This window comes from Streptomyces sp. NPDC059371, from assembly GCF_042751995.1.
Classification (GTDB): domain Bacteria; phylum Actinomycetota; class Actinomycetes; order Streptomycetales; family Streptomycetaceae; genus Streptomyces.
In genome coordinates this window covers 4,868-15,544 of the sequence record NZ_JBHYXD010000096.1, presented here as the reverse complement: position 1 = coordinate 15,544, position 10,677 = coordinate 4,868, and the positions used below count along the sequence as shown (strand labels likewise).

Here is a 10,677-nt window from a genome sequence, read left to right as displayed (position 1 = left end):
AGTCGTCTGGGGCGGGCCGGGGGCGGGGGGGGGCGCGGCGGGGGCCGCGCGGCCCCCCCCCTCCGTCATGTCCGACGAGCCGTCAGCCGTCAGCCGTGCGAGACGTTCAGGCCGTAGAAGGCGACCCTCGCCCCCTTCGTGGTGCTGTCGGAGGACGACTGGTTGTACGAGCCGGCCTTGAAGTACTGCTTGTAGGGGAAGAACGACGACGGGATCGCGTAGTGCGTGGTGCTGCCGTTGACGGTCAGGTCGATGGTGTTCCCGCCGGAGACGGCGATCGTGTAGGTCCACGTCTTGCCGACCGCCACATGCCCCACCGTGTGGGTCGTCTGCCCGCCGGACGGCGAATTCTCGGTGCCGACGACGATGTCGCCGCTCGCGCGGTAGTACAGCTCCACGAGCGGCTTGGTGGAGGATCCGCCGGAGCCGAGGTGGATCTGGCCGACGCACACGTTGGAGGTGACCGACACCACCCGCAACGTGGCGCTCAGCCGGTGGCTGCCGCTCAGTGACCAGTCCGCCGCGCCGCCGCCGCGGTTCATCTCCCGCAGTTCGGAGCGGGCGTAGGAGGAGTTGGGCGTCGTGACGCCCTTCTCGGGCGCCCAGAACGTCATCGCGCCGTCACGGGTGTCGGTGTAGAAGTACGCGTCCTGGTAGCCGTTCGCTCCCTGCAGCCGGGCGGAGGAGATGGTGGTGGGCGAGCCCGGTGAGCCCACGGGCTCCTGGAGCTGCCAGACCGACAGGTCGAAGTTGCCGCCGGGCGCGACCTTCGGGTCGGCGGCACCGGCGTCGGCGGTGCCCAGAACGGTGGCCGCGGCGACGAGGCCCGCGACGGTTGCCGCCGTCAGGAGCCGGGGAGGAGCGGCACGTCCGGTACGGGCAGAGGGAGTTCGGGTATGTGGTCGTTTGTTCATCATGACGGTCACGGCCTTTCGTCTGGTCGGGTGGAGCAGACGGTGGGGGAAGCCGAGGTTCAGGTACGTGAACGTTAAGTTCACCTGTGAACTTCGTGTGCCGTGACGCTAAAGGTCTGCACCAGCTCCGTCAAGAGGTCGCGCGCTCACGGCGGTTGAGCGCGGCCAGGACGTCCGGGGAGCGCCGCCGCGTGGGTGCGTGCGGCCCGTGAGCCCGAGGAGGAAGCCGGCCGGAATGGTGATCAGCCCCGGTGTCTGGAGCGGGAACCAGCGGACGTCCTGGCCGGGGAAGACCGCGAACGGGGTGCCCGACACGGCGGGAGATCCCGCGAGCAGCAGCACGACGAGCGGGAGGGTCCCGTAGACGGTCCGGCGCACCCCGGTCGCGGAGTGGCCGGGCAGGAAGAGCGCGTACAGCAGGACGGGGGCGAGCACTGAGGCCGCGACGGTGAACGACAGAGAGAGCAGCGTCAGTCTGCCGCGGTCCCCGAGGGCCGCCGACACGACGACGGCGACCGCTCCGACCAGGACGATCCCCAGCCGTGCCCGGCGGATCTCCCCGGCGGCCGAACGGCCCCGGCCCCTCTGCGCGGGCCGCCCGCCGAAGTCACGGGCGAGACTCGAGGCGGCGGCCAGCGTGATGCCCGCGACGGCCGCCAGGGTGGTGGCGAAGACGGCGCAGGCGACGATCGCGAACAGCATGCTGTGGCGGGCGCCCCCGGCGACCGGGTCGAGCACGCCTGTCACCATCAGCAGAGCGGTCGCTCCCCCGGGGTCGGCGGCCCGCACCGGACCCCGGCCCAGCAGGGCGCAGGCACCCAGCCCGGCCACCACGACCCCGGCGCACACCACCGCGACCGGGCCGACCGCCCAGCCGACGGCACGCCTCGCCGTGCGGGCGTCCCCGACCGGGTGCAGCCTCATGGTGATGTGCGGCAGACAGGCGGCGCCGACCAGGAGGGTGGCCTCGAACCCGATCAGATCGAGGCGCCCGGCGACGGAGTGGCCGAAGTGGAGTCCGGGGCGCGCGTAGTCGGCGCCCGCTCCGGATCGCTCCTGGGCGGCACCGAAGAGGGCCGACGGTGACCATCCGTACCGGGCGAGCACGATCCCGGCCAGGAGCAGCAGGGCGGTGAGTACGACACCGACTTTCAGGATCTGTACGTACCCGACACCGCGCATCCCGCCGAACGCGGCGTAGCAGACCATCAGGGCGCCTCCGGCGACGGTGCACCCGGTGAGCGCGCCGTCCGGGAGCCCGAACATGGCCGCCATGATGCGTCCGGCGGTGGAGAGCTGCACCAGGAGCAGCGGGGTGAGGACGACGAGGGAGGCGATGCCGAGCGCACGGCGCACGGAGGGGTCTCCGAGGCGGTCGGCGAGGAAGTCCCCGAGGGTGAACACCCCTTTCCTGCGCAGGGGTTCGCCCAGGAACCGCATCATCAGAAAGAGCGAGAAGACGGTGGCGCAGGCGAACAGGATGCCGTCCGCCCCGTCGAGGGCGACCGCGCCGGTGGTACTGAGCAGGGTGGCCGCGGAGATGTAGTCACCGGCGATGGCCAGCCCGCCGCCGACCGGTCCGAAGGCCGCGCCACCGCCCGCGTAGAAGTGCTCGGGGTCGTCCAGATCGGCCGCCGCCAGACCGCACAGCAGCAGGGACACGGCGACGAAGCCGAGGAAGACCATGACGGCGAGCGACTCTCCGTCGCCCACGGCGCTCACCGGCGGCCCTTGGACGGCGCCTGCGCGCACGGGCGTGTCCGTGTGCCCGGGACCGGAGATGACGGAGGGACGGGAGAAACGGGATGTGGGCAGGTTGCGGGTGACATGCCCGGCATGGCATCAGCCGCGCCGGAGCGCGTACAAGGGGACCGTGCGTTCGGGCGGCGCGTGCACAGCGGTTGCGGGGCGGGGCTGTGCGGAGGCACACCGCGTTGATCCATTGGGATGATTCACGGGCACGCCGGGGTGAACGCGGGGTCCGTACCCGCGGCTTGGCCGACCCCCGGCCCCTCGCGGTCACTAGCGTGGCTCCCTGTGTCGATGAGCTATGCCTTTGTGAACTTGAAACCCGGAGTGGGCAAGACGACGAGCGCGGTGTGGCTGGCTCACGCGCTGCACGAGTCGGGCTGCTCACCCCTGCTGGTGGACTCCGACCCCGCGTCCTCGGCGCTTCGGTGGAGCGAACTGGCGGGAGGCTTCCCCTTCCCCGTGGTCTCCCTCCCGGTGGGCGACGTGCACCGGCGCGTGAACGACTTCATCGGCAACCGCGAGGCCGTGGTGTTCGACGCCCCGCAGATGGAGGATCACGCCCACATCGCCCGGAGCGTCATGCGGTACGCGAGCGAGTGGATCGTGCCGGTGACCCCCTCCCCCATCGAGCTGGACCGCATGGCGCCGATCGGCCGCGAGATGGGCGACGTCCAGTCGCTGCGGCCCCGGCCGGCCCGTTCCGCCGTACTGCTGAACCGTACGAACCGTCCGGACGCCACCCGTACCGGCCCGGACGCCGATGCCCGCGAGGCGCTGACGGAACGCGGCTTCGACGTGCTGTCCACCCACATTCCCCGACTCGACCTGTACTCCCAGTCGTTCGGCAGCCCCGTCACGGTCAAGGGATCGGCCTACATGGATCTCGCGGACGAGCTCATCAAGCGTCAGGACGCGATGTGAACCAGCGCAAGGACACCTACCGGGCCGCCCTGCAACGGGAGCCGGACGACGCCGCGCCCCGGCATGTCAAGATCGCTCGGCTGGACACGCGATACGTCCGGGTGACGATCGAGCTGGACCCGGCGCTGCCGGACGAACTGGCGCGCTGGGTGGGGCCGCCCGTGTCCGCGCTCCTGCGCGTCGGCGCCGCCGCCCTGCGTCCGTTGACGGGCACGGGCACGCCGTAGGCCAGGCGGCCGGACATGGTGTCGTGACGAGGACTCAGCTCTCCATCGGGTGGCCGCCGTCCCCTTCGACGACGACCCGGTCCACGCCCGGCTCGTCGCCCCGTTCGACCATCGTGAGGTCGATCCGGCCGTCACCCGTGGTGTCGAACTGGTAGAGATCGGCCTTGCCGTCTCCTGTGGTGTCGGTCATCCAGACGTCGGTCCTTCCGTCGCCGTTGGTGTCGGCGCTGAGGACGACGTGGTGCTCGTCGCCCTGGGTCTCGATCATTTCGTCCGTACCGTCATTCGTCTCCATGACGGCCGGTTGCCCCGGCCGATCCGTGCAAAACAATGACCCGCTCAGCCTGCGGCGTGGTGGGGCTCAGCCGTAGGGCAGGATGGGTGCCATGACCGAGATCCGCACCCCCCGCCTCCTCCTCCGCCGCTGGTACGACGACGACCTCGCCCCGATGGCGGACATCAACGCGGACCCCGACGTCATGCGCTGGATCGACGATGGTTCGGTCCGCGACCTGGACGCCACCGCCGAGGAGATGGAGCGGTGGGAGGACGAATGGGACGAGGAGGGCTTCGGCATCTTCGCCGTCGAGCTGCTGGCCTCGGGTGAGCTGGCGGGCTTCGCGGGACTGTCGGTTCCCGAGTTCCTGCCGGAGGTACTGCCCGCCGTGGCGATCAGCTATCGCTTCGGCACACCGTTCTGGGGCCAGGGCTACGCGTCCGAAGCCGCCCACGCCACACTGGAGTTCGCCCTCCAGGACCGCGGCCTCGACCGGGTGATCAGCATCAACCACGCCGGCAATGACGCCTCGTTGAACGTCGTCCGCAAGCTCGGCATGGAGCCGACGAAAGAGACGGTCCATCCGGAGTACGGCGTCCCGCTGACCGTCCACGCGATCGATCTCAGCGAATTCCAGGCGTGATTCCCCCGATCGACGCGTGATGCCCGCTCTCGACGTGTGAGCCCGCTCCGGCGGGCCTCAGCCGGACTCCGGTGAGCCGGTCGCGCCGTCCGGCCCCTCGGATCGGCCGGGAACGGTGCGGCGGAGGGTTTCGGCGACGGCCGTGTTCGCGACCACGACGACCGCCATGACCACGGCTCCAAGGGGATGTCCCACTCCGTACACCGCGGCCGCGCCACCCCCCAGTACCACCGCTTTGACGAGCAGCACCCCGGGCAGACCGGGCCTCAGTCGTGCCTTCGGTGCCGCGAACAGCGACCAGAGCACGACGGCCGCCAGGGGCACCCCCAGGCCGAGCAGGATGTGGAGCGGCCGGCCGTCACCGACGGTGAATCCCCACCAGCTCAGACAGGCGAGCGCGGCGAGCTCCACCACGAACGCCAGGATCTCGTTGGCCACGAACCAGGGCCGCTCGGCGGACAGGGTGGTGCCGGGGTCCGTAGACATGACGTCCTCTCGGTGCGCGTGGGCGGCCGGCGTGGCTTGCACGCGGGAACACTACTGCCCTGCACGGCAGTTGATGCCGACGGCATGGTCGCCGCGCGGTCCTTCCGGGGCTCCGGCGCCCCCGTTTCGCCCGAACGAGGAAGAACGGTGATCACAGGATGAAGGCGGTCCGGTTCCACGCGTACGGCGGGATCGATGTGCTGCGGGTGGAGGAGGTGGAGCGTCCGACGCCCGGCCCCGGTGAGGTGCTCGTCGAGGTCCGCGCGGCCGGGATCCAGCCCGGCGAGGCGATGATCCGCGAGGGAGCGCGGCACGGACGCCGGCCGGCCGCGTTTCCCTCCGGGCAGGGCAGCGATCTGGCCGGTGTCGTGGTGGAGGCCGGTCCGCAGGTGCGCGGCTTCGCGGTGGGTGACGAGGTCCTGGGCTTCACTCACGACAGGGCGAGTCACGCGGAGTTCGTCGTGGTGGAGGACGTGAAGCTGGTCTCGCGTCCGAAGGGGCTCTCCTGGGAGGTGGCTGGCTCGTTGTACGTGGCCGGCACGACCGCGTACGCCTCCGTGTTCGCGGTCGACCCCGGCCCGACCGACACCGTCGTGGTGTCCGGCGCGGCCGGCGGCGTCGGGTCACTCGCCGTGCAGCTCGCGCGGCGGCGCGGTGCCACGGTGATCGGGCTGGCGAGTGAGCGGAACCACGCCTGGCTGAAGGAGCGGGGGGTCGTTCCGGTCCACTACGGCGAGGGCGCGGCCGAACGGATCCGGCAGGCTTGTGGCGGGACGGTCGACGCGTTCATCGACACGTTCGGCGACGGCTACGTCGATCTGGCCGTGGAGTTGGGCGTGCGGCCCGAGCGGATCAACACGATCCGCGACTGGGAGGCGGCGGCCCGGGTAGGCGCGCACACGTACGGCGAGGGCGCGGCGGCCTGCGCGGTGGTGGTCGGCGAACTGGCCCGGCTCGCGGCGCGCGGAGAACTGGATGTCCCGATCGCACGCACCTACCCGCTGGAGCGGGTCCGGGACGCGTTCCGCGAGCTGGAACTGCGGCAGACCCACGGCAAGATCGTGCTCCGGCCCTGAGAGCACGCCCCTCGGACCCGCCCGCTCTGTTCGCGGTCAGTCGGCGGGCTTCTCCCAGACCGAGACATGCCGACGGCTCTCGCTCGTGAAGGGTTCCCGTGTCCAGCCGTCCCATCGCTCACGCAGTCGCAGGCCGGCGAGCTGGGCCATGAGGTCGAGTTCCGATGGCCACACATACCTGAAGGGGATCGACCGGTACTCGCCGCGGCCGTCGACGACCTCGACGTAGTTCGAGCTCGTCTCCTGGGTGGCGACGTCGTAGATGTCGAACGCCCAGCGCGTGGGGCTCACTTGGAAGGGCACGACATTCTGACCCGCCGGGAGTCTGCGCAGTTCGGGGATGATGACCTCGATGACGAAGCAGCCCCCGGGTTCCAGGTGGGCCGCCGCGTTGCGGAAGCACGCCACCTGCTCCGCCTGCGTCGTGAGGTTCATGATCGTGTTGAACACCAGGTAGGCGACGGAGAACGTCCCTTCCACCTTCGCCGTCGCGAAGTCACCGATCGTGACGTCGATCGCGTCACCGCCCGGCTTGGCGCGCAGCCGGGCGACCATCGCCCGCGAGAGGTCGATGCCGTGGACCGGGACGCCACGTCGTACCAGCGGCAACGCGACGCGTCCCGTCCCGATGCCCAGCTCAAGGGCCCGGCCACCGGCGGCCAGGCCGGCCAGGAAGTCGGCCGTCGCGTCGATGACGCCGGGCTCGAACATGTCCCCTGACGACTCGTCGTAGGCTGCCGCGACGCGCTCGCCGAAGTATCCATCGGGTTCGTCCATCGCCAGACCGTACTGCGGGAGCCGTTCGCGGCGCGCGCCAATTGTGCGGCGTTCACTCTCGGTCGCGGGCTCTCGGCCTTCCCGGCGCGGTCTCGGCGTGGGATGGCGGTCACGGCGGAGCGGGAGCAAGCTGCCGCCCCTCGGATTGAACTGCCGCTCCCCGGGGCCGACTTCGAACAGTCCCGGGAGAGGGCGTCACCCGTCCGCGGTCACGGCTCTCAGGCCGGCCAGCGACTCCCGTATGAACTGGGCCAGTTCCTTCTCCTCGGCCCGGTCGACCCAGCGCCGGAAGGCGAACTTGAAGACGGCGATCCCCACCTCCGCGGCGAGCCCCGCGGAGGCCTCGTCGACGCCACGCTGCCGCAGCGCGTCCGTGAGCGTCGCGGACAGTGACGCGAGTTTGATCAGCTCGCGTTCCTGCAGTTCGGAGTTGGCGTCGATGACGGACTGCCGCTGCCGGGCGTGCTCCTGGCGTGCCTCCAGCACGGCCGCGGCGCCTTCGAGGGCCGCCGCCACGGCATCCATCGGGGTGGCGGACTCGGGGGCCTGCGCGACGGCACTCGCGAGCACGTCCCGCAGCTCGCTCGAACCCGCGAACAGCACCTCGCGCTTGTCCGCGTAGTGCCGGAAGAACGTCCGCTCCGTCAGCCCGGCCCGTTCGGCGATCTCCGCCACCGAGGTGCGGTCGAAGCCGCGCTCGACATAGAGCTCCAGTGCCGCCCGTGCGAGGCGGCCGCGCGCGTCCGGCTGCCATCGACCCATGCCCGGCATCGTACTCGATGGCAGTCACTGACATCGAGGCGGCGGCATTCGATGACAGTCACTGACATCGAGTGCTACGTTTGATGACAGTCACTGACATCGCTCGGTGGCCCCCACGTGCTCTCCGGGTGCGCGGACGGCCACCCAGGCTGGAGGCTTTCTCATGCGTGTTTTCGTCACCGGGGCATCCGGATGGATCGGCTCCGCACTTGTCCCCGAGCTCATCGGAGCGGGGCACGAAGTGGTCGGGCTCGCCCGCTCGGACGCCTCGGCCGCGGCCCTTACGAAAGTCGGGGCGGACACGGTGTCCGGCACCCTCGATGACCTCGACGTCCTGCGCGAGGCGGCCGAGGCGTCGGACGGCGTGATCCACCTCGCGTTCAAGCACGACCTCGCGTTCTCCGGCGGTTTCCAGGACGCCGCCGACGCGGACCGCCGTACCGTCGAGGCGCTCGGCGAGTCGCTCGCGGGTTCCGGACGGCCGCTGCTCATCGCGTCGGGGCTGATCGGGCTGGCCACGGGCCGCCCGAGCACGGAAGACGACGGAAGGACGCCGGACGAACTGTCCGCGCTGCCGGGCGGCCCGCGGACCCGGATGGGCACCGCCCACGTGGCCCTCTCCTTCGCCGACCGGAACGTCCGCTCGTCCGTCGTACGGCTCCCCCCGACCGTCCACGGCGACGGTGACAACGGATTCGTTGCCGCCCTGATCGGCATCGCCCGGGACAAGGGCGTCGCCGGGTACATCGGCGACGGCACCCAGCGCTGGGCGGCCACGCACCGCGACGACGCCGCGCGCGTGTTCCGCCTCGCCCTGGAGGGAGCGCCGGCGGGATCGGTCCTCCATGCGAGCGCCGAGGGCGGCGTGCCGATCCGTTCGGTCGCCGAGGCCATCGGGCGCCACCTCGGTGTGCCCACCCGCTCCGTCCCGGCCGAGGAGGCGGCGGAGCACTTCGCCTGGCTGTCGGGCTTCCTCGGCCTCGACAGCCCGGCCTCCAGCGAGCGGACCCGCGACCTGCTGGACTGGAACCCGACCGGGCCGGGGCTGATCGAGGACCTGGAGATGGGGCATTACTTCCGGAACGGCGGGCGGTAGGGGCAGCTCACGTCGGTCCGCGGGACGGGAGGGGCGGGGAGCTCGGGCCGGGCCAGGATCGAGACCAGGACCGGGGCCGGGCCGGGCCGAGACCGGGGCCGGGGTCGGGGCCTGGACACCCGTAGGCCTCCAGGTCGTGCAGAAGAACTGCCTGTCCGCCAGATGGCGCCCCCGGCGTCCTCCCGATGCAGTGATCCCGGTGAAACCAGGGCACATTGGCAGATATGCCGCTCTCGTTGCATCACATCGTCATCGACGCGCACGACCTCCCCTCGCTGGCTCGGTTCTGGGCCGAGGTGCTGGGCTGGCGGATCCTCTCCGAGCGGGAACGGGAGGTCGTGATCGGGCCGCACGAGGCGGCACCGGTGGGCATCTGTTTCATGCCGGTCACGGACCGGAAGGCCGTCAAGAACCGTGTGCACCTCGATCTGACCTCCGCGGCCGAGGACCGGGAGGCGGAGATCGAACGCGTCCTCGCGCTCGGGGCCCGCAGGGCGGACGTGGGACAGAGCGGAGAGGAGTCGTGGACCGTACTGACCGATCCCGAGGGGAACGAGTTCTGCGTGGTACGCCCGAAGGCGACCCTCACCGGATAGGGCTCGGACGCCGGGCGGGTTTCGTTGGTGCGGTTGCGCCAGCGGGTGAGTACTTGGCCATCAGCCCGCTTGGGCCAGCCTGTCCGGCGAACGCAGCGGGGGTCCAGCAGCGTCCCCGCTTCTTCGCCGCGGCCTCCGGCGTGACCATCGCGGTATGCCCGCAGTCCGGATAGGAGTAGTAGACCTTGTAGCCGACGCACTTACGGCAGGCTGCGATGTCGCCGCCCTTCCACTTCGGCAGCGCCGTCCGGTTGGAGATGTTCTCTTCCTATTCGTTCCCGGCCGACCGCCGCCACCACGCCGCGACTTGCATCTTTGGCGTCGCCTTCGCCGGGGTCAGCTCCTCGTTGCGCTCCTACAACCACATCGCGGCGACCTGCGAATACGCCTCGGCCAGCGACACCCCAAGCGAACGCGCCACAGCTCCCCTCCTCATTCCCCGGATAAGCCCTCCCTGGCCCGGCACTTCACCCCGGACAACGATTGGACTCCCGACAGGAGACGCCAGGAGGCCGTCCGTTGTCTCCAGCTCCTAGCCCCCTGGGCTTTTCTCCGCCGACACCCGCTAGTGCCGTGACCGGATAGGTTCACCGAGGTCTCGTGGTCTGCGGGTGCGTGAGTCACCGCTGCTCCCCGGTTTCGGCTGGCCGCAGGGCTGAAAGACCTCGTTTGCGCGGTTGTAATCAACTTGCTGCCCGCCCCGTCGGGCGGGCAGGGTCTGGATCATGCTTGAACTACGCACTTTGGAATCAGACGACTGGCCCCTTTGGCGGGAGTTGCGACTGGCCGCGCTTGCTGAGGCGCCCTATGCGTTCGGATCGACGCTGGCCCAGTGGCAGGGCTCCGGCGACCGGGAGGAACGCTGGCGTGCCCGTCTGTCGATACCTGGCGCGCACGATCTCGTCGCGCTCCTCGACGGCCTTCCGGTGGGCATGGCCAGCGGAGTGCCGGGCGAGGGAGCAGAGAACGTGGAGTTGATCTCGATGTGGGTCAACCCACAGCTCGGGGCAAGGGCGTGGGCGACTACCTGATCCAGGCGGTCGAGCGGTGGGCGCCGGAGCGCGGCGCCACGACGTGGGGGGGGGGGGTGGGTGTGGAGCTCACCACGCCCCGCCCGCCGCCGAGTCGCGCGGGGGTGAAGAGTCCCCTG

Annotated in this window: 12 protein-coding genes and 1 pseudogene; 7 read left to right on the top strand and 6 right to left on the bottom strand. The window is 70.8% G+C overall.

The window, feature by feature from the left end:
* Positions 1–89: 89 nt before the first annotated feature.
* Together ACFXGX_RS34920 and ACFXGX_RS34915 are read right to left on the bottom strand one after the other, a co-directional pair.
* Positions 90–914, bottom strand: a complete 825-nt coding sequence (locus ACFXGX_RS34920) for a polysaccharide lyase family 7 protein (RefSeq protein ID WP_384799702.1) — start codon at positions 912–914, stop codon at positions 90–92.
* A 108-nt stretch (positions 915–1,022) separates the two neighbouring features.
* Positions 1,023–2,636: a cation acetate symporter gene (locus ACFXGX_RS34915; RefSeq protein ID WP_384799654.1), complete on the bottom strand. Its 1,614-nt coding sequence runs from the start codon at positions 2,634–2,636 to the stop codon at positions 1,023–1,025.
* 336 nt (positions 2,637–2,972) lie between these two features.
* Here ACFXGX_RS34915 and ACFXGX_RS34910 point away from each other — a divergent pair, with 336 nt between their 5' ends.
* Together ACFXGX_RS34910 and ACFXGX_RS34905 are read left to right on the top strand one after the other, a co-directional pair.
* Entirely contained in the window at positions 2,973–3,587 is a 615-nt protein-coding gene (locus ACFXGX_RS34910) for a hypothetical protein (RefSeq protein ID WP_384799651.1), read from the top strand.
* Positions 3,584–3,814, top strand: a complete 231-nt coding sequence (locus ACFXGX_RS34905; protein WP_384799648.1) for a hypothetical protein — start codon at positions 3,584–3,586, stop codon at positions 3,812–3,814. Before ACFXGX_RS34910 ends, ACFXGX_RS34905 begins: the two co-directional genes overlap by 4 nt.
* A gap of 34 nt (positions 3,815–3,848) precedes the next feature.
* On the opposite strand, the gene ACFXGX_RS34900 is transcribed toward ACFXGX_RS34905, so the two are convergent.
* Entirely contained in the window at positions 3,849–4,109 is a 261-nt protein-coding gene (locus ACFXGX_RS34900; protein WP_384799645.1) for a hypothetical protein, read from the bottom strand.
* A gap of 91 nt (positions 4,110–4,200) precedes the next feature.
* Between ACFXGX_RS34900 and ACFXGX_RS34895 the strand changes: the two genes are divergently transcribed.
* On the top strand, positions 4,201–4,734 hold the full coding sequence (locus tag ACFXGX_RS34895) for a GNAT family N-acetyltransferase (RefSeq protein ID WP_384799641.1): 534 nt from the start codon (positions 4,201–4,203) through the stop codon (positions 4,732–4,734).
* A 57-nt stretch (positions 4,735–4,791) separates the two neighbouring features.
* On the opposite strand, the gene ACFXGX_RS34890 is transcribed toward ACFXGX_RS34895, so the two are convergent.
* Complete coding sequence (locus tag ACFXGX_RS34890; RefSeq protein WP_384799638.1) at positions 4,792–5,220, bottom strand: YrdB family protein; 429 nt, start codon at positions 5,218–5,220, stop codon at positions 4,792–4,794.
* Positions 5,221–5,378: 158 nt separating this feature from the next.
* Here ACFXGX_RS34890 and ACFXGX_RS34885 point away from each other — a divergent pair, with 158 nt between their 5' ends.
* A complete protein-coding gene (locus ACFXGX_RS34885) occupies positions 5,379–6,296 on the top strand; it encodes an NADP-dependent oxidoreductase (RefSeq protein ID WP_384799635.1) in 918 nt (305 codons plus the stop codon).
* A gap of 36 nt (positions 6,297–6,332) precedes the next feature.
* Here the strand turns inward: ACFXGX_RS34885 and ACFXGX_RS34880 are convergent, their stop codons facing one another.
* Positions 6,333–7,073, bottom strand: coding sequence for a class I SAM-dependent DNA methyltransferase (locus tag ACFXGX_RS34880; protein ID WP_384799632.1), 741 nt, complete (start codon positions 7,071–7,073; stop codon positions 6,333–6,335).
* A gap of 195 nt (positions 7,074–7,268) precedes the next feature.
* The gene (locus ACFXGX_RS34875) at positions 7,269–7,835 is read right to left on the bottom strand and encodes a TetR family transcriptional regulator (RefSeq protein ID WP_384799629.1); all 567 of its coding nucleotides are present in this window, start codon (positions 7,833–7,835) and stop codon (positions 7,269–7,271) included.
* A 163-nt stretch (positions 7,836–7,998) separates the two neighbouring features.
* Between ACFXGX_RS34875 and ACFXGX_RS34870 the strand changes: the two genes are divergently transcribed.
* The 3 genes and pseudogenes from ACFXGX_RS34870 to ACFXGX_RS34860 form a co-directional block, all read left to right on the top strand.
* Positions 7,999–8,931 carry an SDR family oxidoreductase gene (locus ACFXGX_RS34870; protein ID WP_384799626.1) on the top strand — a complete coding sequence of 311 codons (933 nt, stop codon included), beginning with the start codon at positions 7,999–8,001 and terminating at the stop codon, positions 8,929–8,931.
* Positions 8,932–9,155: 224 nt separating this feature from the next.
* A complete protein-coding gene (locus ACFXGX_RS34865; protein ID WP_384799623.1) occupies positions 9,156–9,527 on the top strand; it encodes a VOC family protein in 372 nt (123 codons plus the stop codon).
* 725 nt (positions 9,528–10,252) lie between these two features.
* Positions 10,253–10,677, top strand: a pseudogene (locus tag ACFXGX_RS34860) (GNAT family N-acetyltransferase); the annotation flags it as partial.